This is a genomic window from Planococcus maritimus, from assembly GCF_001592825.1.
Lineage (GTDB): Bacteria > Bacillota > Bacilli > Bacillales_A > Planococcaceae > Planococcus > Planococcus maritimus_C.
Genome location: NZ_LTZG01000069.1, coordinates 1 through 24,001 on the forward strand (window position 1 = coordinate 1; position 24,001 = coordinate 24,001).

The 24,001-nt window shown below is 46.4% G+C and carries 22 protein-coding genes; 19 read left to right on the top strand and 3 right to left on the bottom strand.

Annotation, left to right across the window (positions count from 1 at the left end; translation table 11 throughout):
* The first annotated feature begins 929 nt into the window (after nucleotides 1–929).
* The 7 genes from AY633_RS16095 to AY633_RS16125 all read left to right on the top strand — a co-directional run bounded on the left by AY633_RS16095 (nucleotide 930) and on the right by AY633_RS16125 (nucleotide 8,617).
* The gene (locus tag AY633_RS16095; RefSeq protein WP_260804590.1) at nucleotides 930–2,177 is read left to right on the top strand and encodes a DNA polymerase IV; all 1,248 of its coding nucleotides are present in this window, start codon (nucleotides 930–932) and stop codon (nucleotides 2,175–2,177) included.
* The gene (gene rnz, locus AY633_RS16100; RefSeq protein ID WP_068489188.1) at nucleotides 2,177–3,130 is read left to right on the top strand and encodes a ribonuclease Z; all 954 of its coding nucleotides are present in this window, start codon (nucleotides 2,177–2,179) and stop codon (nucleotides 3,128–3,130) included. The genes AY633_RS16095 and rnz overlap by 1 nt, the downstream gene beginning before the upstream one ends.
* 90 nt (nucleotides 3,131–3,220) lie before the next feature.
* Nucleotides 3,221–3,928 carry a DNA alkylation repair protein gene (locus tag AY633_RS16105; RefSeq protein ID WP_068489190.1) on the top strand — a complete coding sequence of 236 codons (708 nt, stop codon included), beginning with the start codon at nucleotides 3,221–3,223 and terminating at the stop codon, nucleotides 3,926–3,928.
* Between the two features lie 93 nt (nucleotides 3,929–4,021).
* Complete coding sequence (locus AY633_RS16110) at nucleotides 4,022–4,486, top strand: DUF2691 family protein (RefSeq protein ID WP_068489192.1); 465 nt, start codon at nucleotides 4,022–4,024, stop codon at nucleotides 4,484–4,486.
* Between the two features lie 96 nt (nucleotides 4,487–4,582).
* On the top strand, nucleotides 4,583–5,236 hold the full coding sequence (locus AY633_RS16115; RefSeq protein ID WP_068489194.1) for an NAD(P)H-binding protein: 654 nt from the start codon (nucleotides 4,583–4,585) through the stop codon (nucleotides 5,234–5,236).
* A 268-nt stretch (nucleotides 5,237–5,504) separates the two neighbouring features.
* On the top strand, nucleotides 5,505–6,677 hold the full coding sequence (locus AY633_RS16120) for a M1 family aminopeptidase (protein ID WP_186008789.1): 1,173 nt from the start codon (nucleotides 5,505–5,507) through the stop codon (nucleotides 6,675–6,677).
* A 314-nt stretch (nucleotides 6,678–6,991) separates the two neighbouring features.
* Complete coding sequence (locus AY633_RS16125) at nucleotides 6,992–8,617, top strand: M4 family metallopeptidase (protein WP_068489198.1); 1,626 nt, start codon at nucleotides 6,992–6,994, stop codon at nucleotides 8,615–8,617.
* A 77-nt stretch (nucleotides 8,618–8,694) separates the two neighbouring features.
* Here AY633_RS16125 and AY633_RS16130 read toward each other — a convergent pair whose 3' ends face one another.
* Genes AY633_RS16130 through AY633_RS16140 form a run of 3 tightly spaced genes read right to left on the bottom strand, consistent with a single transcriptional unit; the run spans nucleotide 8,695 to nucleotide 12,314 of the window.
* On the bottom strand, nucleotides 8,695–9,963 hold the full coding sequence (locus tag AY633_RS16130) for a PTS ascorbate transporter subunit IIC (protein ID WP_068489200.1): 1,269 nt from the start codon (nucleotides 9,961–9,963) through the stop codon (nucleotides 8,695–8,697).
* Nucleotides 9,964–9,987: 24 nt separating this feature from the next.
* A complete protein-coding gene (locus AY633_RS16135; RefSeq protein ID WP_068462129.1) occupies nucleotides 9,988–10,254 on the bottom strand; it encodes a PTS sugar transporter subunit IIB in 267 nt (88 codons plus the stop codon).
* Entirely contained in the window at nucleotides 10,251–12,314 is a 2,064-nt protein-coding gene (locus AY633_RS16140) for a BglG family transcription antiterminator (RefSeq protein ID WP_068489201.1), read from the bottom strand. The genes AY633_RS16135 and AY633_RS16140 overlap by 4 nt, the downstream gene beginning before the upstream one ends.
* A 334-nt stretch (nucleotides 12,315–12,648) precedes the next feature.
* Between AY633_RS16140 and AY633_RS16145 the strand changes: the two genes are divergently transcribed.
* From AY633_RS16145 to AY633_RS16200, 12 genes are all read left to right on the top strand, one after another.
* Nucleotides 12,649–13,044 (top strand): transcriptional regulator GutM, encoded by a 396-nt coding sequence (locus AY633_RS16145; protein WP_260804591.1) that lies wholly within the window; start codon nucleotides 12,649–12,651, stop codon nucleotides 13,042–13,044.
* Between the two features lie 12 nt (nucleotides 13,045–13,056).
* Nucleotides 13,057–13,584 carry a PTS glucitol/sorbitol transporter subunit IIC gene (gene srlA, locus AY633_RS16150; protein WP_068489204.1) on the top strand — a complete coding sequence of 176 codons (528 nt, stop codon included), beginning with the start codon at nucleotides 13,057–13,059 and terminating at the stop codon, nucleotides 13,582–13,584.
* Nucleotides 13,585–13,620: 36 nt separating this feature from the next.
* Nucleotides 13,621–14,673, top strand: a complete 1,053-nt coding sequence (srlE, locus tag AY633_RS16155; RefSeq protein ID WP_068489206.1) for a PTS glucitol/sorbitol transporter subunit IIB — start codon at nucleotides 13,621–13,623, stop codon at nucleotides 14,671–14,673.
* A gap of 22 nt (nucleotides 14,674–14,695) precedes the next feature.
* Entirely contained in the window at nucleotides 14,696–15,061 is a 366-nt protein-coding gene (locus AY633_RS16160) for a PTS glucitol/sorbitol transporter subunit IIA (RefSeq protein ID WP_260804592.1), read from the top strand.
* 18 nt (nucleotides 15,062–15,079) lie between these two features.
* Nucleotides 15,080–16,381, top strand: coding sequence for an NAD(P)H-dependent oxidoreductase (locus tag AY633_RS16165; protein WP_068489209.1), 1,302 nt, complete (start codon nucleotides 15,080–15,082; stop codon nucleotides 16,379–16,381).
* A 112-nt stretch (nucleotides 16,382–16,493) separates the two neighbouring features.
* A complete protein-coding gene (locus AY633_RS16170) occupies nucleotides 16,494–16,832 on the top strand; it encodes a bh protein (RefSeq protein WP_068489211.1) in 339 nt (112 codons plus the stop codon).
* Between the two features lie 137 nt (nucleotides 16,833–16,969).
* Nucleotides 16,970–17,953, top strand: a complete 984-nt coding sequence (locus AY633_RS16175; RefSeq protein ID WP_068489213.1) for a thiamine pyrophosphate-dependent dehydrogenase E1 component subunit alpha — start codon at nucleotides 16,970–16,972, stop codon at nucleotides 17,951–17,953.
* Between the two features lie 24 nt (nucleotides 17,954–17,977).
* Nucleotides 17,978–18,961, top strand: coding sequence for an alpha-ketoacid dehydrogenase subunit beta (locus AY633_RS16180; RefSeq protein WP_068489215.1), 984 nt, complete (start codon nucleotides 17,978–17,980; stop codon nucleotides 18,959–18,961).
* Between the two features lie 18 nt (nucleotides 18,962–18,979).
* Nucleotides 18,980–20,341 carry a dihydrolipoamide acetyltransferase family protein gene (locus tag AY633_RS16185; protein ID WP_068489217.1) on the top strand — a complete coding sequence of 454 codons (1,362 nt, stop codon included), beginning with the start codon at nucleotides 18,980–18,982 and terminating at the stop codon, nucleotides 20,339–20,341.
* A 7-nt stretch (nucleotides 20,342–20,348) separates the two neighbouring features.
* On the top strand, nucleotides 20,349–21,737 hold the full coding sequence (gene lpdA, locus AY633_RS16190) for a dihydrolipoyl dehydrogenase (protein WP_068489219.1): 1,389 nt from the start codon (nucleotides 20,349–20,351) through the stop codon (nucleotides 21,735–21,737).
* Between the two features lie 181 nt (nucleotides 21,738–21,918).
* On the top strand, nucleotides 21,919–22,854 hold the full coding sequence (locus tag AY633_RS16195; protein ID WP_068489221.1) for a sugar-binding transcriptional regulator: 936 nt from the start codon (nucleotides 21,919–21,921) through the stop codon (nucleotides 22,852–22,854).
* Between the two features lie 164 nt (nucleotides 22,855–23,018).
* Nucleotides 23,019–23,843 carry an MBL fold metallo-hydrolase gene (locus AY633_RS16200; protein ID WP_068489223.1) on the top strand — a complete coding sequence of 275 codons (825 nt, stop codon included), beginning with the start codon at nucleotides 23,019–23,021 and terminating at the stop codon, nucleotides 23,841–23,843.
* Nucleotides 23,844–24,001: the final 158 nt, after the last annotated feature.

Below are 24,001 nucleotides of genomic sequence, written 5' to 3' on the forward strand. Positions count from 1 at the left end.
CGTTAGGCTACCTCAGTCCGGTTGCTTACCGGCTGTCTTCCCTTAAAAAAGTTGTTTGATTTTGTGTTGACTTACCAATAAGACAAATGCTCTTCTTGGCTTATTGCCAAAGGCCAGCCCAAAGCGGGAAGCGGCTACTTAAAGATGAAACAAACAATAGCCGACACCTCACCCTCACAAGTCTCACTAAGCGACATCTACCAGTGGACGATCCCATTCAATAGAGACGCTTCATCGCATATAACATCTAATGAAATCTAAAAGCCGAACCGCGCACAAGGGCGAGCCGAAGCCATGAGACGAACGTTCTTATCGACTCATGGCGGGAGGCCAGCCCAAAGCGGAAGGCGGCTACTTAAAGATGCAACAAACAACGACCGGTATATCCCACTCACACGCTCAACTAAGCGTCATCTATCAGTGGATGCATGCAATCAAAGCAGATACCTCTTCGCAACCATGATCCAATGAATTTAACAGCCGAACCGCGCCCAAGGGCGAGCCGAAGCCATGAGACGAGCGTTCTTCTCGGCTCATTGGGAGAGGCCAGCCCAAAGCGGAAGGCGGCTACTTGATGATAAAACTATCAGTAGCCGATACATCACCCTTAGAAGTCTCACTAAGCGACACCCACCAGCGGATGCATGCAATCAAAGCAGACACCTCTTCGCAACAGTGTCCCAATGAAATCTAACAGCCGAACCGCGCCCAAGGGCGAGCCGAAGCAATAAGACAAATGCTCTTCTTGGCTTATTGCCAAAGGCCAGCCCAAAGCGGGAAGCGGCTACTTAAAGATGAAATATACAATAACCGCCACATCACACTCCTAAGTCCCACTAAGGACGCAAATCCAGCGAAACCGAAAAAGCTGAACAGGATGCCTGTTCGCCTATTTTTTGATACACTGAAAGAAAAAGGAAAGCGAAGCGATGGTTATGGCGGGGCGCGTGATCTTCCACATTGATATGAATAGCTTTTATGCATCCGTCGAGCAGGCGCACGATCCAACGCTGAAGGGGAAAGCACTGGCGATTGCCGGAAACCCAAAAGAGCGCAAAGGCATCATCGTCACCTGCTCCTACGAGGCGCGGGCGCACGGTATTTACACGACCATGCAAGTACACGAGGCGAAAAAGAAATACCCAGAACTCTTGCTGATGCCGCCGAATTTCGACCGCTACCGGGAAGCATCACGTCAAATGTTCGAGATCCTGCGGACATATACCGATGCGGTCGAACCCGTATCGATCGATGAGGCGTATGTCGATGTGACTGAATTATCGACGGATAAACATCCCGTGAAAATTGCCGAAGAGCTGCAGCAGCGTATTCTAAAGGAACTCGACTTGCCATGCTCCATTGGCATCGCGCCGAATAAATTCCTCGCCAAAACAGCGTCCGATATGAAAAAACCACTCGGCATCACCATCCTCCGGAAACGCGATATCCAGCAGATCCTGTGGCCGAGAGACGTCATTGAAATGCATGGCATCGGGGAAAGCACTGCGAAAAAACTCAATAGCTTAAAACTATTCACCATTGGCGATTTGGCAAATGCGCCGGAAGGCTTGATCAAAGAGAAAATGGGAAAAAACGGCGTGCGGCTGCAGGCGCGTGCCAGAGGAGAAGACAGCCGCGAAGTTGATCCGGATTCGATTTATGACCGAAAAAGTGTCGGCACCTCGACGACTTTGCCGTTTGATGAGACCGATCTCGAAAGCTTGCAGAAAATATTTCGGACGCTCAGCGCGAAAGTCGCAGCAAGGCTCCATGCGAAAAACTTGGCGGGGCCGACCGTCAGCATCCAGACGCGCAGTTCGGACTGGAAAAACCGCACCCGCAGCGTTACTTTGAACAATACCGTATGGAAAGAGCCAGACATCATGCTGCAGGCGTGGCAATTGTTCGAAACGCATTGGAACGGTGAACCGCTGCGGCTTGTCGGTGTCACTGTCTCAAACGTCGTCGACAAGGGCGACATGACTGAGCAATTATCACTCTTCAATTTTGAAGAACACGCGAAAGATGAACCAATTCTGGACTTGGTCGCCAAACTTGAAAACCGTTTCGGCAAAGGCTCTGTCTCTAGGGGAATGCCGTATCATCAATCGAAGCATGATGCACAAACCAGCTTAAGCAAAGATTTTCTGAGTGACCATGAGAGGAAGAAACGCTAATGCAAGTATTATTTTTAGGAACAGGGGCGGGCATGCCGTCGAAACAACGCAACACATCGGCACTCGCTTTGAAATTACACGAAGAGCGCGGGGCTATTTGGTTGTTTGACTGCGGAGAAGCGGTCCAGCACCAGATTCTTGAGACGACCATTAAACCACGAAAAATTGAGAAAATCTTTATTACACATATGCATGGCGACCATATATTCGGCTTGCCTGGGCTATTGGGCTCGCGTTCGTTTCAAGGTGGCGATGAGCCCCTCGACTTATATGGACCGAAAGAGCTGAAGGAATACATCGAAATGACCTTGCGCTTGAGCCGGACGCATTTGACTTATCCCATCCGCTTTCATGAAGTAACTGAAGGCGTTATTTTTGAAGACAAAACAATGACGGTCGAAGCCGGTCTGTTGGAACACGTCATTCCGACTTACGGCTACCGGATTGAACAAAAACCGCTATTGCCGAAGCTTGATATGAACAAGGCGAAACAACTCGGCGTCCCGAAAGGCCCACTGCTGGCCAAGTTAAAGTCCGGGGAAACTGTCGAACTAGAGGATGGCCGAAAGATAGAGTCCAGCGCCGTAACTGAACCAGCAGAGCCCGGGTTTACAGTCACGATCCTTGGTGATACCCAGTATTGCTCAAAATCGGAGCACTTAGCGCAGGATGCCGACCTGGTCGTCCACGAAGCAACGTTCGACGGGGAAACGGAGAAATTGGCCAAGGATTACGGCCATTCGACGATTTTGGATGCAGCGACCGTCGCAAGTCGCGCGCAGGCGCAAAAGCTTATCGTCAATCACGTGAGTGCCCGTTTTATGCCCGAGCATGAAAAAGAGTTACTGAAAAACATGCGGAAAGTCCACGAAGACAGTGAAATTGCCCATGATTTTGATGAGTTCGATTGGGTGAAAAAAGAACGCAAAATGGTGAAAATAGCAGGACATTGAGCCAATAAGCGCTTTCCAATTGGTTTCGAATGAAGCATTTAAGGAAGCGTTTGTGAATTGTGCCACAATAGCCGAAAGGATGTGCGGAACATGGATTTTCAAACAGTCATGGAGGAACTGCAAGCTTTGGGCAAAGAACGCACCAAAAAAATGTATGTATCGAGTGGAGCAAAAGAACCGGTATTTGGCGTTGCAACAGGTGCGATGAAACCAATGGCCAAGCAAATTAAAATCGATCAGCCGCTGGCAGAAGAATTGTATGCAACGGGCAATTACGACGCTATGTACTTTGCCGGCATTATCGCCGACCCGAAAGTGATGACGGAATCCGATTTCGACCGCTGGATGGACGGAGCTTATTTTTATATGCTGTCGGATTATGTTGTGGCGGTCACTTTGTCAGAATCCGATATCGCCCAGCAAGTCGCTGATAAATGGATCGAAAGCGGTGAAGAGCTGCGCATGTCCGCTGGCTGGAGCTGTTATTGCTGGTTGCTTGGAAACCGGAAGGACAGTGAATTCCAGAAAGACAAAATATCGGCTATGCTGGACAAAGTAAAGCATGAGATTCATCAAGCACCTGAACGGACGAAAGCATCGATGAATAATTTTCTCTACACCGTTGGTATTTCTTACAAACCCTTGAGCGAAAAAGCGGCCGAAACCGCCAAAGCTGTCGGCAAAGTTGAGCTCAAACGGGAAAACAAGAAACCCACTCAACTCTATGCCTACGACAGCATCCAGCAAGGCTTGGAAAAAGGGCGCCTTGGATTCAAACGCAAATTTGTCAGATGTTAATAGGAGGAAGAAAAAGTGCCACCATTAAAGGGTTGGCGCTTTTTTTATAGAATAAGTACTAGTTGTTCCGAAGCCGCTTAAGGAGATGAGAATATGTTTAGAGGAATCAGTTTTGAATTGCCAAACGATTATGGAAGTTTTTTGAAAGACATTCTTCAGCCAGTAAACGTTCAATCCTTTAATTGGCACATAGATAACATAGAAACCTACACAGCCAGAAATGATAGAGCGAATGGGGAGTTGTTCCCCCAAAATGGAACGATCCTGGAAGGTTTCAAGTTAAAGGAAGCAATCGAAACAGAAAAGGTTTATGTGATTTTTGCGGAACTTCGCGCTTTTCAAGGAGCTGTCACTTCACATCCTCAGACCTACGAAGAGTTCGCCGCAAGCGACTGCCAGTTGGTCCTGCTAATTGCTGATACAATTTATACGACAATCTATTGCAAAGATCAAACGATGCTCCTTGCGCTCTATGAGAACGGACGCAGCTTTGGTTTTCGCAATTTGGCATATATAAATGAACAAAACGATTCGCGTACTAGGCTTTCGGTGTGGTAAACAAGAAGGGTGCCCTTGGCTGAGCGAATTAAAGAACATGAATAGCAGGTAAGGAACGAACTATAAAAAATCCATCATTCTAAAAGGAGAACGATTATGCACGCATTAGTAATTGGCGCAACAGGAGCAACGGGAAAAGACCTCGTCGAGCAATTGATGAAAGACGATTCATTTGAAAAAGTCGACGTCTTCGCAAGGCGTCCTTTGGATATACAACACGACAAATTAACGGTTCGAGTCATCGATTTTGACCAGCCGGAAGAATGGCGAGACTTGGTGACAGGCGATGTTCTTTTTTCCTCTTTAGGCACCACGATCAAAGCAGCAGGAAGCAAAGAGGCGCAGTGGAAAGTCGATTACGGCTACCAATATGAGTTTGCTAAAGCGGCAAAAGAAAACGGGGTTGAACGTTTTGTATTGGTGTCAGCTGAGTTCGCTTCTCCAAAAGCGCGCAGCTTTTATTCGAAGATGAAAGGTCAATTAGAGGAAGCGGTCAAAGAACTAGGGTTTCCCAAATTAAGCATCCTCAAGCCGCCCATCTTAAAGCGGAAAGGCAGTGACCGCACATTGGAAGTGTTAGGATTAAAGGTTATTCAATTAGTGAATAAGGTAGGGTTGCTTCGTTCGCAACAGCCACTTCCGACTGAAGTGCTCGCGCAGGCTATGATCAATTCAGCCAAACAAACTACAAGTAATGGCGAAGTTTTGATAGGTGAAGTCATCAGAGAACGCGCCCAATCTTACGAGTAAAAATTATTCATAATAGACACTTTAGACAACCCTCGATAAAGAAAGGTTTGATAGGCTTTTGAATAAGGGAAGTTCGCCTTTGAAAAGAACTTTAGGTATAGTCTTATTGACCGCAATTATTATAATATTAATTCATTCATATATTCAAATTCATTCAAATGAACCAACGGATGAAATGTTGAATGATGACGCCCTAAGCAAAAGTACGAATCATGCCATTGATCTTGAAATGACAGAAGCGGGAACTTTCCGAATATCTGCAGAGGTAATGGTTAAAAATGACTCGCAGGAAAGTTGGTCGGACATGGCGTTTTTCTTTGTGCCGAATGAAATGAATAGCAAGTCAAATGTCGCTGAAGTAAATTCAATTAGTTCGGCTGGGCATCAGATGGACTATGAATTGAATAACGGCGTATTATTCATTGAGCTCGATTCGGAGTTGCTTCCAGGTAAGCAACAGACGATCTTGGTTGAATACAGTCTTACTGTACCGGAAGACGGCTTGCGTTTGACTCGCTCCGAAAACAATATTTATTTGGCCCATTGGTATCCGATGCTTGCTGAATACGACACTGGTTGGCAAGTCAATGCTTATGATCCCAAAGGAGAATCTTATGAAACGGGGTATGGTGATTATGCAATCACTTACCGGCTGCCTGACGAGTACTTGATAACCACTTCTGCTCCGGACGGGCCGGCGCAAGCTAGTTCATCCGGTACTTTGATTGGCAAAACCATCAAAGATTTCTACGCGGCGTTTTTGAATCCGGCCGATTGGCAAGTCACAGAGCGCAAGTCGGGGGAGACAGAGCTTCGAGTGTTTGTGCCGGCGGAGTCCGCCATCTTGGAAGAAACGGCTGAACTGTCTGTTGAAGCATTTGCTTTTTTTGAACAAAACATTGGCGATTATCCGTTTGCTGAACTGGATTTGATCGCAAATGACGGCTATATGGAATATCCAAATATCGTCGAAGTCCCGATGGATGAAGCTTTGCTCGATTCGATTCTTGTGCACGAAATCGCGCATCAATGGTTTTATTATTTGGTCAGCAATGATCCTTACGAAAATGCTTGGTTAGATGAAAGTCTAACTGAATTCAGCACCGGCCTGTTCCTCAGCGATTATTACGGCGATGAAGACAGCGGTTTCCAAACCGCACAAGCATATAAAGCCTCCACCACGCCGAAACCGTATGCGGATTTGGCACTCGACGAATTCGATACAGCTGCTTATTATGCCACTATCTACGGGGAAGTGCCTTTATTGATGAAGGGCTTTTTCGATCAACAGGGCGGAAATGAGGCTGCTTTGGAGTTTTTAGCGGCTTATTACGAAGAGTTCCAATTCCGTCGAGTGACAAAACAACAGTTCCGCGACTTTTTTGAAGGCTATTTCGAAGGCGATCAGCAGGAATTTTTAAACAGCTGGCTACAAACCTGAATTTAAAGGCACGTCGAAATGAAACAGCTGGCATAGGTTGACCAGGAACTGCCACGAGAATTTTAGATATTATATAAAAAAGAGGAAGCGCTAAACATTCAGCGTTTCCTCTTTTCTGTGTTTCGGTGTATGCCTTTTCTCCTGACAGAAATGGGTTTTAGGGAATCCAATATTTTCCTTTAAGCAGATAGATAGAGACTGTTCGAAATCTTGTAGGTATAACTTTTCAAATATAGCAAATAATCTGTAATCTCGTTGAATGTCCAAATTTACTTCGGTATACTAAATTTCATTAAGGTTGAGGAGGAAAAAATTTGAAGAAAAAATACATTATGCCTGTTATATTATCATCTGCACTCGTCGCCAGTTCGTTTACAGTGAGCACTGCGTTAGCAAATGGGCAATCTGAAAAAACGTGGAACGAAAACGCCCATGTCCCTGTATTCGTGAAAGAAAAAATCGCAGAGAAACGGTCTTCAAGCAATGCGTCGAATGCGCTTGATTATCTTGCGGAAAACGAGAAAAAGACTGGCTTGAAAAACCCGAAGAAAAACTTGCAGCAAAAAGCGGTGGAAAAAGACGATCTCGGCATGACGCATGTCCGTTTTAACCAGGCAGTCAACGGTATCCCGGTTGAAGGGGCGGAAGTGGTCGTTCATTACAACGAACAAGACGAATTGGTGTCCGTTAACGGAGCCCATTTCCCTGAAGCGTCCACGAGCAGCATCGACACGGCGCCGACTGTGAGCCTTGTCAAAGCCGTTCAAACAGCGAAAAACGCAGTTGAAGCACCAGAAGAGCTTGAGTATGCACCTGAATCGGAAGTCGTCGTTTATCCGTTTGAAGAAAAAAACCATTTAGCTTATAAGGTTAATGTGAACTTCATGGGGGATCAACCCGGCAACTGGTTTGTCTTTGTGGATGCGAAAAGCGGGGAAGTGATCGATCAGTATAATGCCATCATGCACGCTCAAGACATCCATCAATCGGTCGGCACCGGCGTACTTGGCGAACAGCGCAAAATCCACACGACCAAGATAAAAGAAGCTAAGGGAGGCACGACCTTCAGCTTGTCCGATGAGTCACATGAAGGCCTAGAAGGCATCTATACATTGGATGCAAATGACGGGGAGATTTTCACGAATCACAGCGCCTCGTGGAAAGATGAATACTTACGCCCGGCTGTAGATGCACATTTCAACTCCGAGCAAGTATATGAATATTTCCATGACGAACACGACCGCAACTCACTTGACGACAATGGAATGGCGATTATTTCCTATGTGCATTATGGAGAAAGCTATAATAATGCGTTCTGGAATGGCCGCTATATGACATACGGCGACGGCGATGGATCGTTTATGGTGCCATTGTCTGCGGGACTAGACGTAGCTGCACATGAAATGACGCATGGCGTGATCTCCAATTCAGCGAATCTCCGGTACCGTTTTGAGTCAGGCGCGTTGAACGAATCCTTTGCAGACATTTTCGGCGTATTGGTCGATTCAGACGATTGGGAACTTGGTGAGGACATCATGGGTCCTGATGCCAAAGAAGACGGGAGAGTCTCATTGCGCAGCTTAAGTGACCCGAGCAAATATCCTGTCAAAGCGGATTATATTCCATATGGCGACGGGGAAGGCAATTACCCTTCTCATATGGACGAATTCTATGATTTGCCGATCAATTTGGATAACGGCGGTGTCCATATCAATTCATCGATTACCAACCATGCCGCTTATTTGATCGGTGAAGAAATCGGTAAGGAAAAACTCGGCCAGATTTTCTACCGTGCGTTAACGGTCTATTTGACGCCAACTTCCAATTTCAGCGAAGCGCGCAAGCTTATCGTCCAATCGGCGGCTGATATCTACGGAGAAGGAAGTGCGGAAGAGAAAGCTACGGCTAAAGGGTTCGATCAAGTCGGAATTTACGAATAAAATATACACAGACAGCACAATAAGAGCCCTTCCAAAGTCTATTGATTTTGGAAGGGCTCTTATTTAATAGAGGCTCTTTAAGCAAATCCTAAAAGTTTCATGATGCTCAAGATCAAGATGCCGACAACGCCGAAGTCAGAGTCGCCAAAGGTTGTTCCGGTAAATCCGATATCGCCCAACATTACTAAGAGGATGGCCGGGATAAAGCTGATGATCAACCCGTTGGCAAATGCGCCCGCCATCGCACCGCGCCGTCCGCCTGTGATGTTGCCGAAGACGCCGGCCGCAGCTCCTGTGAAGAAATGCGGGACCAGGCCAGGGACGATGACGCTTAGTCCGAGAACCGGCAGGAAGAACATCGCCAACAACCCAGCAAAAAAGCTAAACAAGAAACCGATGATGACTGCGTTTGGCGCAAAAGGGAAGACCGTTGGAACATCCAATGCCGGTTTGGTGTTGGGAACCAATTTATCCGCAATCCCTTGGAAAGCAGGAACGATTTCAGCTATTAGCATTCTCACACCTGCAAGGATGATAAAGACGCCTGCCGCAAACGTGATTGCTTGAATGAAAGAAAAGACTAAGAAATTCGAACCGCCTGATAGCGTCGTTTCAATATAGTCCTGCCCAGCAAACAAAGCGACAACGAAGAAGAACAACACCATTGTCAACGAAACGGCTACAGAAGTGTCTCTCAAAAAGCCTAGTGATTTAGGGACTTTGATTTCTTCCGTTGTTTTTTCTTTATCGCCAACCCATTTCCCAACATTCGCAGAAACAAAATAGCCAATCGAGCCGAAATGTCCGACAGCGAAATCGTCGCTGCCCGTAATTTGACGCACATACGGCTGCAACAATGCTGGAAACAATACCATACACAAGCCCAAAATAATCGATCCTGTAATGATTAAAGGAGCGCCTTCAAGTCCGCCTACGGACAAGGTTACCGCTAATAGGCAGGCCATGAATAATGTATGGTGTCCGGTTAGGAAGATAAATTTAAACGGTGTGATGCGCGCCAGCACAATATTGGTGACCATCCCGAATACCATGATCAATGCGGTAGAGGTCCCAAATTGGCTTTGGGCAGCAGCGACAATCGCTTCATTATTCGGGATGACGCCTTGTACGTTAAATGCATGATCGAACATATCCCCGAATATATCCAGCGAACCGATCAATACGGTCGCCCCAGCTCCGATGATGACGAAGCCCATTACTGTTTTCAATGTGCCCGATACGACATCAGCACTGCTCTTGCGTTGCAGCAGCAATCCCGCCAGCGCAAACAACCCGATCAGAATGGCTGGCGTTCCTAAAATGTCATTCATGATTACTTGTAACATAGTGGTTCCCCCTTAATGCCCACCTTATGCGAAATGAGGCTCTAGTTTTGTTTTAATTTCAGGAATGCTCATCATGTTCTCTAGATTAATGATGGTACGATTGCCGTCTTCTAATTGGCTCATAATATCTGCAGCCCCGATAAAGAGATCAGCTTGCACCGATTTAGCTGAAGTCAGATCGGTATGGTCAACTTCCGCTGTTTTCCCTAATTCTTTTAACGCTTTCTTGACATTCAATTCCATAATAAAACTGCTTCCTAATCCGTTTCCGCACACTACCATGATTTTCATTCTGTTTCCTCCTTAGAATATGTTTGGATGATTTCCAATAATTGTTCTTTGTCCGTGGCTTCGAGCATCTTTTGAATATTGGCAGGCTCGTTCAATAAGCTGGTCAATTGGATCAACGCACGCAAATGCGAATCGCTATCAGCCGCAGCTAGCACGATGATCAATTGAACCGGTTTGTCTGGAGCAAAATCCACCGCCTGGTCGAGCTTCAATAAGCTCATCGACAAGGAAAGCACTCCTTCTTCAGGGCGTGCATGGGGGATAGCCACAAGCGGAGTGATGACAACATAAGGACCGTTCTTCTCAATCGACTCCACCATCGCGGTGACATAATCTTCTTTAACGGTCCCCAATTCCACAAGTGGACTCGCAGCGAGTTGAATCGCTTCTTGCCAAGTCGCAGCTTGCTGTTTCAATTGAAGGGTTTGGGTAGTCAATAGTTCTGCTAACACGGGTTTTTCTGCCTCCTTTACGGCGTGTGTGGGGGTGCCAGCTTGTGCATACAAGGTGGCGTGCAACTCCTTTTCCAATTGCTTCGGGTCGTGGATCGTTGCGTGTTTGGAAATCAGTTCCATCAATCCGGCAACATCCGAGTCTGGAACGGTGTAGCCATAGAGTTCCTGCATGACTTGCTTGTTCAAGCGCTGCTTGTCCCGCTCTTCCAAAATGGGTGGGACTACAAATAAGGTAGCGTCCGTGTTCAGAAAGACCGAAGAAAATACGAGATCGTAGTCCAGTGGATATTCAGCCGTATCCCTGACAGACAGCACGTCTAAAAACAGGATGGTCGGAAATAATTCCCTTAGCGTATAGTTCAGGATATTGCTGACGCCGATGCCGTGCGGGCACACGACAATGGCTTTTTTCCGGTCGTCTAGACGGGTTCCCTGCCTTTGCAGCCAGCCGCCGAAATAAATCGTGAAATAGGCTGCTTCGTCTTCCGGCAGTTGGAAGCCCAATTCGTTTTCCAGGATCCTCAAAGACTTGCGCGTCAAATGATGGAGTTCCGGATAAATTTTGGAAACCCGCTCCATCATCGGATTGACGTGAGGAAACCTGTACTTGATGCGGTAAAAAGCGGGTTTGAAATGGACGTACAATTGCTCGAAAAGCTGGTCCTTGTCTTGAAGATGGACGAATGTCAGCCGCTCGAACTCTTCAGTGACGCGCTGCAAAAGCTCGCGGAACACTTGGTCATCTTTTAAAGGTGACCGATCTTTTGTCCGGTTCATGCTGACCAAATGCAATGTCGCATAAAGTTTTTCGGTCTGGCTCCAAGTGGATTGAAAAGCGGCTGTCCCGATCATCGCATCGATCAACACATATTCTTTCGTTTCTGCGAAGGGGAGCCAGCTCGGATCTTGATCAAGTTCTTCTCCTTTGCCGATCAACTGGTCGGTGGAAAAGAAAAGGTAGGCCAGTTCGTACAGGCGTTCATCGGTAAAGATGATGCCCAATTGCTGTTCCATGTTTTCTAACTGGTCATGAATGGCTGTGATGCGTTCGTCAAACTCACTCCAGATGCATTGCGTAATCATTTGGCTGTTGGAGCCATTCAACACTTCATGAAGCAATTGCTCGATGACGAACCGTTTGATCCGGCTGTTGCCAGTAATGATGTAACCGGATTGCTTGGAGTAACGGATGGTCAATCCCATCTCTTGTGCCTGTTCTTTTAAACGCTGAAGATCATTCAATACGGTATTTCGTGAAACTCCCGTCGCGGACTGAAAATGAAATACGGACAAGGTTTCTTGGCTTAACAGGATCATCAAGTAAATGACTTGCTCCCGGTCCTTTTCAGAAAAAATATAGCTTCGTTTGGTCAGCTTGATCTCAATCGAAGCGTCCGCAATTTGATCTGATAAGAAATAACCGAGATCCCGTTTGTACTGCACAGGAGCGTAGTCATTCGATTCGAGCCAGTCGTTAACCTTATTTAAACTGTACTGAATCTGCCTGCGTGTCAGCCCTGTCTGTTGTTCTATTTCATTCATTGAAGGAATCGATGAATGCTGCAAGAGCTTTAGCAAACCAGCACTTCTCTCATCTAAAAACATGTAATGTTCCTCCCTTGTCTCTACATTATTTGAATTATTTGATGAAATCTATCTTTTCTCAGTCCCAATCTTGTTCTTCGTGCTGCACAATACTGTACTGTAGTTTGGGCGCGGGAGCCAGCACTTATGGATTTATTGACTAAATAGCGATATAGAAAGTCTATGTATAAGGATGTGAAGCGGAAATTATGAAATGAAGTATTTGTTGACGACCTGTATAATTGGTTAAATAATTAAAATATTCTTTCAATGCTATTGATTTATTTTGAAAGCGCTTTTATAATTACTCATATAACATTTGTGCTTAGTTAGAACAAATGTAAAAAGCTAGGGGGTGTTGAGTTTGTGGGGGTGGTTTATCGTTGTGTTCGCGGGGATATGGATCCTTCAGATTTTGATGACCAAAATGCAATTGAGAAATTACCAGGCAACATTAAAGAAAATGAGCAACAGGCCTTCGGGATATCTCGGGGTCGGCATACAAAAACAAAAATTAGGTATCGGTGTGATTGCCATATTGGTAACAGATGAGGCGGGATCCCTGATCGAGAGCCAGCTCATGAAAGGTGTGACGGTATTTAGCCGTTTTGAGGATTTTCCCAAATTCAATGGGATGCATATCGAATCCCTAAAAGAGAAATTGGATGAAGAATCCGATGGCAAAGCGTTCAAGATGGCGATTGAAAAAATCGAAACGCAAATGGGCAAGAAAACAAATCTGGCAATCTAAGGAGGAAAAAGGATGGATTTTTTAGTTTCGCTCGCTGAAGGCTTTATTGGCATGTTTCAAGCCGGTGCAGATACATTTACAGGGCTTGTTACAGGAATCATTCCGTTATTAATCGTGTTGATCACAGCGATCAATGCACTGATCCGGTTGATTGGGGAAGAACGGATCAACCGCTTGGCTGCAAAAAGTACGAAGAATATTATTCTGCGGTATACGATCTTCCCGGTATTGGCCGTGTTCTTTTTGACCAATCCAATGGCTTACACATTCGGTAAATTCTTGCCGGAAAAACAAAAGCCGGCTTTTTACGATTCTGCTGTATCGTTTGTTCATCCAATTACCGGATTATTCCCCCACGCCAACCCAGCTGAGTTGTTCGTCTATCTCGGCATCGCAGCGGGAATCACTGAATTGGGCTTGTCCCTTGGGCCACTAGCAATCCGTTTCTTTTTGGTTGGAGTTATCGTGATTCTGATGCGTGGAATCGTTACGGAAATCATTACGGTTCGCATGATGAAAGCAAAAGGGATGGAAGTGTAATTACTGAAAGTGGTTAATTGAAAAGGGGGAAGCAAAATGGCAGACAATCAAACACCATTAAACTTTAAAGCGATTTCCGTGACGAAAGGCCGAGGAGGCTGGGGCGGTCCACTCACCATACGACCGAACGAGACCCAACGGTATATCGTCTCTGTAACGGGAGGTGGAATTCATCCCGTCGCAGAGGAAATTGCCCGTTTAACGGGGGCTGAAGCGGTAGATGGATTCAAAACTTCATATCCGAAAGAAACGATGGCCTGCGTCATCATTGACTGCGGTGGGACAGCACGCTGTGGGGTTTACCCGAAAATGAATATTTTAACGATCAATGTAAATGCGACTTCGCCATCCGGGCCATTGATGAAATTTATCAATGAAGAAAATTTTGTGTCCGGTGTGACGGTTTCAGATATCAGTTCGGAAGCCGCACCTTATGAAGACCAAAACGAAGTGAAAGAGGCAGCAGATGAAACGGTTGCACCAGCAGCGCGTAAAACACCCCAGGAATTGAAAGAAGAAGCCAGAAGAAAAGTGGCCGCGAACAGTACAGGCGAACCTAAAAAGATGAACATCGTGGAACGGGTCGGCCGAGGTGCAGGGAAAGTCGTCGGCGTACTCTACCAAGCGGGACGCGAAACAATCGATCAAGTCATCAAGAATATTTTGCCGTTCATGGCATTTGTCAGTATGTTAATCGGAATCATAACTTTCACTGGAATCGGTGACATCATCGCAAACTTCGTCACGCCGCTGGCCGGTAATTTTGTCGGCTTGCTTATTCTCTCGGTCATTTGTTCTTTGCCGATTCTGTCTCCTTTACTCGGGCCGGGTGCTGTCATTGCCCAAGTCGTCGGGGTTTTGGTCGGTGTTGAAATCGGGCGCGGCAATATCCCGCCGGAACTGGCACTGCCAGCACTATTTGCCATCAACCCTCAAGTTGGGGCTGACTTTGTTCCAGTCGGGTTGACTCTTGGAGAAGCAGAACCGGAAACCATCGAGGTCGGCGTCCCGGCTGTCTTGATTTCCCGTTTGATCACAGGGCCTTTGGCGGTCGTTATCGCTTACTTATTGAGCTTTGGAATGTATTAAAAAAGGTTGGGGGATTATACAGATGATAAAAAAATACGAAGCTAAAATTACAGAAATAGGAGAAGAGGTAGAATTGTTCGCAGATGAGCAGATGATGGTCATATTTAACAATACCGTCCCAGAAGAATTGCGTTCATTTGCGGTGATTCACGAAAAAGCGGAACTTCTTGAAGGTGTAGAGGCAGGAGATGTTCTGGAAATCAACGGCGAACGATTTGAAATTTTGTACGTTGGCAATAAAGTAAATGACACGTTGCGAGATCTCGGCCATTGCACTATTTCGTTTTCAGGCGAAGCCTCTGCGGATCTCCCGGGAACGATGTGTGTAGAAAAAACCCCTTTACCTGAACTGGCATTGGGAGCTGAGATTTGTATACTAAAAGCCTGACAAAGAGGAGACTGAAGCATGCTAGGTATTAATCGAAAGCTTGAAGAATTGGAAACAAACGGAGACATCATCAAAGTCGGGCTCGTTGGCGCAGGCCAAATGGGACGGGGCATGGTGTCGCAAATTGAAAACATGTCGGGCATGCGTGTGGTCCTGACAGCAGATATCCAACTTGAGAATGTAGTAAATGCCTATGCAAAAGCGGGTGTCGCGGATACTGATATCGTCAAAACAACTGACGCAGAGGAAGCGGCAGCAGCGATTCAATCCGGTCAAGTAGTAGCAACGACAGACGCGCGCTTGGTCACTTCTTCTACAGCAGTAGATGTTGTGGTCGATGCAACCGGCGTACCGGACATCGGCGCCAAGATTGCCTGGGACGCTATTTTAAATAGAAAACATATCGTGATGTTGAACGTGGAAGCGGATGTAACAATCGGGCCATTATTGAAGAAGATGGCCGATGCGAGCGGCGTCGTGTATACAGGCACAGCAGGAGATGAACCTGGCGCCATTATGGAGTTATACGATTTTGCGGATGGTCTCGGCTTTGAAGTGGTGGCACTGGGCAAAGGAAAAAATAACCCGCTCAACTTAGCGGCGAATCCAGATACCGCAGCAGAAGAAGCGGCGCGAAAAGGCGCCAGTGCGAAAATGCTCGCTTCATTCCAGGACGGGACAAAGACGATGGTCGAAATGACCGCTGTCGCTAATGCCACTGGATTTCTTCCAGACACGCCGGGAATGCATGGGTTCGTAAGTGATGTCAAAGGGCTTCCGGAAATCTTTCGATTGAAAGAAGACGGCGGACAAGTCAGCAAGAAGAAAATCGTCGAATACATTAACGGTGTCGCCCCTGGCGTATTTGCGATCATTGCCTCGGAAAAAGAAGAAGTCAATCACGAGATGCAATACTTGAGCATGGGGGCTGGGCCCAATTATGTGCTATACCGCCCGTATCATTTGACCAGTTTGGAGACGCCTATTTCGATCGCGCGAGCCTTTATTTACAATGAAGCTACGATTGCCCCATGGAAAGGGCTTCAAGCGGAAACCGTGACAGTAGCCAAAACGGACCTCCAAGAAGGCCAATTCCTCGATAGCATCGGTGGATTTACGGTTTATGGCCACATTTTGTCAGCACAGGATGCGAAACAACAAAATGCCTTGCCGTTAGGTTTGGTCGACCGCCATGTTCAGTTAAAGCGTTCCGTCAAAAAAGGAGATATCGTCACATACGACGATGTAGTCCAGACGAAGGAGTCGACCATTTGGCGATTGCGTCGCATACAGGACGAAACCTTTGCGGAAAAGCTGTAAAAGAAAGTTTGAAACGAGCATCCAGTAATCAAAATCGCTTGAATGGTACTAAACAAAGGCTCTAAATCACTGTAGAGGCATGTTCACTACCAAAATGAGAAGGTGTTTTTATATGAAAGTGAAAAAGATGGAAGCTGGTTTATACTGTGTTCATTGCAGAGAAGAAGTCAATCACGAGATTACGTATATTAACGAGGACATCAAGCGGATCCGCTGCATGGAATGTGGCCGGACAATTGAAATGAATATGGATCTTAGAAAAGAGTTCTACAAAGAATTATACGAACGCATATCGACGAAGCCGACACGGGTAACGAAAGAATATAAGGAAGATCTCAGCCATTTGTTGTTGTCGTTTCCTTTCAGGGCAATGAAAAAACCTTACCGAGTGTTAAAGGAAGTCCATTCATCCCGAAGAGTAATCAACACATATAAGCTGAAGAAGAAATAGCGAGTTATTAAAGAAAGGGTCGAACTTCTGGAACATCAAGAAGTTTGGCCCTTTTGTTCTTGACGAATAATCAGAAAAGACTTATAATTTTACATATGTTACGAGTTAGAACAAATGTAAAAAAAGGGGGATTATCAATGACACAACTCACCAATATTCCGGCACATCTCAAGAAAACGGATTTAACGCATTTATTAAAGCAAATGTGGCAAATTCGATTTTTTGAAGAAAAGGTGGACGAATTCTTTGCCAAGGGCATGATCCATGGAACTACGCATCTAGCAGTCGGGCAGGAAGCTTCGGCAGTGGGTTCAATTGCTGTTTTACAAGAACGCGACAAGATCACGAGCACGCATCGAGGTCACGGACATTGCATTGCTAAAGGCGCGGAAGTGAATCGGATGATGGCTGAGTTATTCGGGCGTACCACAGGCTATTGCAAAGGCAAAGGAGGCTCGATGCATATTGCAGATGTTGATAAAGGCAACTTGGGGGCAAACGGCATTGTCGGGGGCGGATTTGCGATTGCGACGGGTGCCGCTCTGACTTCGCAGATGAAGAACGAAGGATATGTGGTTCTTTGTTTCTTTGGCGACGGGGCATCCAACGAAGGCAGTTTTCACGAAGCGTTGAATTTGGCTTCCATCTGGAAGTTGCCGGTGGTTTTCGTTTGTGAAAACAATCAATACGGCATGTCTGGACCGGCGAAAGAAATGATGAACGTAGAAGATGTGGCAAAACGCGCTGCGGCCTACGGAGTCCCAGGGAAAGTGGTCGATGGCAACGATGTATTCGATGTTATGAATGGTGTGGGTGAAGCAGTCGAGCGGGCGCGAAACGGAGAAGGGCCTTCTATCATTGAAGCCAAAACCTACCGCTGGAAAGGACATTCGAAGAGCGATGCCAAAAAGTACCGCACGCGTGAAGAAGAGCAAGAGTGGCGGGCGAAAGACCCGATCGCACGGCTTCGGGATGCGCTGATCGGGGAAGGCTTACTGACAGAAGAATCAGCAGCTGAAATCAAAGCAGCCGCCAAAAAAGAAATCGAGGATTCCGTTGAATTTTCGAAAGCCAGCCCAATGCCGACAATCGAGGATTTGATGGAAGACATTTACGCATAACGTGAAGCAAAGGAGCGGAAGTTGATGAGAGAGTTAACCTATTTAGAAGCAGTCAGGGAAGCGATGAGCCAAGAAATGCGACAGAATGAGGACGTCTTTATTTTGGGCGAAGATATCGGAGTCTACGGTGGGGCATTTGGAGTAACACGCGGCATGATTGAAGAATTTGGCCCCGAACGCATCCGCAACACGCCAATATCGGAGGCCGCTATTTCCGGGACAGCGGTTGGAGCCGCGTTAACCGGTATGCGCCCCATCCTGGAACTTCAGTTTTCGGATTTCATGACCATTGCGATGGATAATATGGTCAACCAAGCAGCGAAAATCCGTTATATGTATGGAGGTAAAGGGAAAGTGCCGATGGTTCTTCGCACGCCAGCTGGATCTGGGACCGGAGCAGCTGCCCAGCATTCTCAAAGCCTAGAAGCGTGGATGGCCCACGTGCCTGGATTGAAAGTCGTCCAGCCTTCCACTGCCTACGATGCGAAAGGGCTCTTAAAAGCCGCGATCGATGAAGACAATCCGGTTATTTTTTATGAACATAAATTATGCTATAAAACCACATCGGATGTGCCCGAAGAATTATACTCCATTCCACTCGGCAAAGCGGATATAAAGCGGGAAGGGAGCGATGTGACCATCGTAGCGACCGCCATCATGGTGCATAAAGCTTTGGAAGCAGCAGCAAAACTCGAAGAACAAGAAATCAGCGTCGAGGTGATCGACCCTCGTACACTCGTACCGTTAGATACCGAAACCATTATAGAGTCCGTGAAAAAAACGGGCCGTTTGGTCGTCGTGCACGAAGCGGTCAAACGCGGCGGATTCGGCGGGGAAATTGCCAGCACCATCGCTGAAAGCGAAGCCTTCGATTACTTGGATGCGCCAATTATGCGCTTGGGCGGAAAGGCAGTGCCGATTCCTTACAACCCTGAGCTTGAAAAATCAGCCATTCCCGGCGTCGACGATATTGTGGCAGCTGTAAAAGAAACCTTAAACCGACACTAGAAAGGAGGAACAGGGTCAATGGCCAAAGAAATATTCATGCCAAAACTGAGCAGCACGATGCAAGTGGGAACGCTTTTGCAATGGTATAAAAACGAAGGCGATTCCGTTGATGTAGGGGAACCGTTATTTGAAATCATGACAGATAAAATCAATATCGAAGTTGAATCTTACGAAGAAGGCATCTTATTGAAAAAATACTTTGAAGAAGATGAAGAAGTGCCGATCAATCATGTCGTGGGATATATCGGTGAAGCAGGTGAGCCAGTACCAGATGCGCCACCGGGTGAATCTGGCGGTAGCCAAAAGGCAGATGATATAAGTGATTCCCGCCAAGCTCAAGTAGAGGATTTAACCGAGCAAGGAATCAGTGAAACGTCCGCTCAACAAGAAACTGCTGACGCAAATGGCAAAAAACTTCGCGCAACTCCCGCAGCTAGAAGGATAGCGAGAGAAGAAAACATCACCTTGTCAGAAGTATCAGGTTCTGGACCGAACGGACGGATTCATCAAGCAGATGTGATGAGTTTCGCTTCAACTGAACAGCCGGTGAAGGCGACACCGCTTGCACAAAAAGTAGCTGCCGCTGAAGGTGTTGACTTACAGGGAATAAAAGGCTCTGGCGCGAACGGAAAGATTAAGCGAACTGATGTAGAAAATGCGATACCACCAGATGCTTCTCCTGCTACAACTACGGCAAAACGCGTAAAAATGGAAGGCATCCGAAAAGTCGTGGCGCAACGTATGCTGCAAAGCAAAACAACTGCGCCTCATGTAACCTTAACGACAGAAGTGGACATGTCACAAGCCATCAGCCTGCGCAAACAATTGCTTGAGCCGATTGAGCAACAAACCGGTTACCGTGTTTCTTATACCGAAATCATTATGAAAGCGGTCGCATTTTCCTTGAAGCAACACCCTCACATCAACGTTTCGTTGGAAGGGAACGAAATTGTCTATAAAGACGAGATCAATCTCGGTCTGGCAGTGGCTGTCGATAACGGCCTAATCGTACCCGTGATTCAGCATGTAGACCAAAAAGGCTTGTCAGCGTTAACTGCAGACTGCAAGCGCCTAGGGATAGCCGCGCGCGACAATAAAGTCAAACCGCAAGAAATGTCGGGAGGCACTTTTACCGTCAGCAATTTAGGCATGTATGCCATCGATGCCTTCACGCCGGTCATCAATCAGCCAGAGTCCGCGATTCTTGGAGTAGGGCGCATCAACGAAAAACCAGTCGGCGTTAATGGTGCCATCGAGCTTCGGCCGATGATGGTCTTAAGTTTGTCATTTGACCACCGGGTGATTGACGGGGCGCCGGCCGCTGCCTTCTTGACGGAACTGAAAGAAGTACTGGAACAGCCTATTAAATTATTGGTGTAAGGAGTAGATGCTAGTGAATAGTTACGATGTGGTGGTGCTTGGCGGCGGCCCTGGAGGCTATGTGGCTGCAATCCGCGCAGCGAAACTTGGGAAAACCGTTGCCTTAATCGAAGCGCAAGACCTCGGAGGCACATGTTTGAATAGAGGCTGTATTCCCTCTAAAACATTGCTGCGGCATGCGGAAGTGATTGAAACAATTGAAAAAGCTAAAAACTGGGGCATTGAAACTGGGGAAATGACATTATCGCTTTCCAAAATGATGGCCCGTAAAGATGCAATCATTCAACAATTAAGAAATGGGATTTCTCATTTATTGAAGCAAGGCAAAATTGATGTCTTCAACGGCTTTGGGGAAGTCCAGGAAGCTGGCAAAATCACGATTCAATCTGCGGGCAAAGAAGAAGTTATTCGCGGGAATAACCTGATCTTAGCTACTGGTTCGCGTCCGCTCTTCCCACCGATTGAAGGCATCGAAGACGCAAGCTATTACACCAGCGATACTATTTTCGATATTGAAAAAATTCCGCAATCGATGGTGATTGTTGGAGGGGGCATCATCGGCGTGGAACTCGCGTGTATTTTCGCCAGCTTAAATGTTCAGGTAAGCATTATCGAAATGAGCGACCGAATCGTTCCGAGTGAAGAACCGGAAGCGTCCAAAGCCCTTGCAAGAGCCTTGAAAAAGAAGCGGATTTCCATCTCGACGAGTACAAAAGTGATGAACATTGAACAGCAAGGTGACCATCAGCTCGTCCATGTGACAGCCGAGAATGGCAAAACTACGACGCTCGAGACCGATGTGCTATTGATGGCTGTTGGTAGAGCACCCAACACCTCTGCATTTTCAAAATTAGACCTAGAAATGGAGGGCCCTTTTGTAAAAGTGAATAAGGAAATGCGGACGAGCAATCCTGCTGTTTATGCAGTAGGAGATGTCACAGGTGGATGGCAGCTTGCCCATGTCGCTAGTGCAGAAGGGGTCGTTGCAGCGGCCAATGCAACGGGAGGAAGTGAGACCATAGACTACCGAATGGTCCCGCGCTGTGTATACACCAGTCCGGAAATTGCCAGTGTTGGCTTGACGGAAAAAGAAGCAAGCGAACAAGGGATCGACTACAAAGTCGTCAAAGTCGACCACGCAGGAAACGGCCGGGCTTTGGCGCAGGATGAGAAAGAAGGATTCACTAAATTAATTGCGGGCACCGAGTATGGAGAAATCCTAGGGGTGTTGATGGTCGGGCCACATGTAACGGAAATGATTGCGGAACCTTCCGCCTATATTCATTTAGAGGGGACTGTCGATGAACTGGCTTCGATGATACATGCCCACCCCACGATCACTGAGAGCTTGTATGAAGCCGCCGCCGCGTGGTCTGGAAAAGGTATCCACCATTAACGCCATGACAGATAGAAAAAATTGGAGATTGTCCAATAATCGAACGACAACGGGCGAACACATGTAGTATAGTTATTCATAAGAAGAACCGGCCTGAAAGCAGTAAGTGCAAACAAATGAAAGCGGTTAACTCTCCGCATTCATAAAGGTTCTAGTTTATGAAAAAGTAGGTGCAGTGCGGATGAATTGGGATGAACGCAGGCAAATAGTGAAAGTGGCAACATTGTATTATTTTGAAGGACTGACACAAGCAGAGATTGCCAAAAAAATCGGTGTGTCCCGTCCGTTGATTTCCAAATTACTGAACAAAGCAAAAGAGCATGGAATCGTCGAGATTTATATCAGAGATGAAAATGCGCACACCGTGGAATTGGAACATCAGCTTGAAAGAAAGTACGGTCTAAAAGAAGCAATCGTCATTCCAACAGCGGGCAGAAATTCGGATATGATCAAACACTCTTTAGGAAAAGCGGCTTCTTTCTATGTCTCCAAAAACATAGAGGGAGCTAAAAAACTCGGCATCTCCTGGGGCAGCACCTTGGAAAAATTCGTTCAGGAGTATCCTTACGAACAGCACCAGCAGCTGAAAATCATCCCATTGGTTGGCGGAATGGGCAGTAAATTGGTGGAAATTCACTCCAATCTGCTTGCCTATCAGTTAGCGCAGAAAATGAATGCGACTTGCTCCTATTTATACGCTCCCGCTATGGTAGAAAGCGAGGAGTTGAAAAAGCGCCTGATTCAATCGGAAGATATCGCCTTGGTTCTCGAAGAAGGGCGAAATGTCGACATGGCGGTGGTCGGGCTTGGGACTCCATTTGAAGAATCCACGATGACGACAATGGAATATTTAAAAGATGAAAATTTGAAGTCTTTGAAAGATGCCGGAGCAGTAGGCGACATTGGTTCGCGGTTCTACGACCATGAAGGCAAGCAAATTGCACATCCTTTAAATGACTTGGTCATCGGTCTTGATATTGAAGAATACAAACGCATACCTGAAGTCATTGGAATCGTTGAAGGTGTCCACAAGGCAGAAAGCATCAAAGCGGCTTTGAAAGGCGGCTTTTTGGATGTATTGGTAATTGATGATACGTTGGCGGCTTTGCTCTTATAAGCAAGAAGCTGCCGAAGCGGAGGGAATTTCCGTTTCGGCAGCTTTTTTACGTCTATCCAACATCCGCAATAATTTGAACAAATCAGACCTTTGATTGAACCGAAATTGAAAATTTTAGGATATACTAATTTTCAGTAAATACTTGTAAATGAGGAGAATAGAAAATGAAAGAACTTGTTTGCACCACATGCGGCGTACAAATAGAAAGCACAGAAACGGTGCCATCGCAGTGTTTGATCTGTACCGAACACCGACAATATGTTAGTCCTAAAGGGCAAACGTGGACGACACTGGAGGAGATGGTTCGATTTAATACTTATGAAAATAATATTTTGTTAGAAGAGCAAGGGCTCTCAAGTATAAGGACTGAACCAAGTTTTGCGATTGGCCAAACTGCGTACTTGGTTCAAGGAAAGAACTTCAATATCCTATGGGATTGCATAAGCTATCTCGACGCTCTAACTATCGAAACAATCAAAGCTCTCGGAGGAATCGATGCCATTGCCTTGTCCCACCCGCATTACTATTCAACTCAGGTGGAATGGGCTGAAACCTTCGATGCGAAGATTTATATTCATGAAGATGATAGACAATGGGTGACGAGACCGAGTGATCGAATGATTTTTTGGTCAGGCGAATCATTGGAAGTTGCAGAAGGGTTTACGCTGCACCGGATCGGTGGCCACTTCAAAGGCGCAGCCATCCTGGAATGGAAAAAAGGAAATACCAGCAAAGGCGTATTACTGACAGGCGATATCGTCCGCGTCGTGGCAGACCGCAATTGGGTCAGTTTCATGTATAGCTATCCAAACTTTATCCCCTTGCCGGCAGCAACTGTCGAAAGAATGGCGGATCAGCTAAACGACATCCGCTTCGACCGCATATACGATGCGTTTCATCGAACTGTGCTAAATGACGCGGGTAAAGTGGTACAAAAATCGGCAAAAAGGTATGTGGATGCGTTGAATGGGGTGCTTTTTGATACATAATGATGGAAAAGCTATTTTATATTCCATTATCGAGAACAAATCTGTAGAATGAAAGCGAACTGGAAAATTGCAGCTAGGGTTCCGCTATCTAGATAGGCCTGCGACCGAGGGCTGCATCTTTTACTCTACGTAAAAGGCACCTATTGACATAAAAGGTC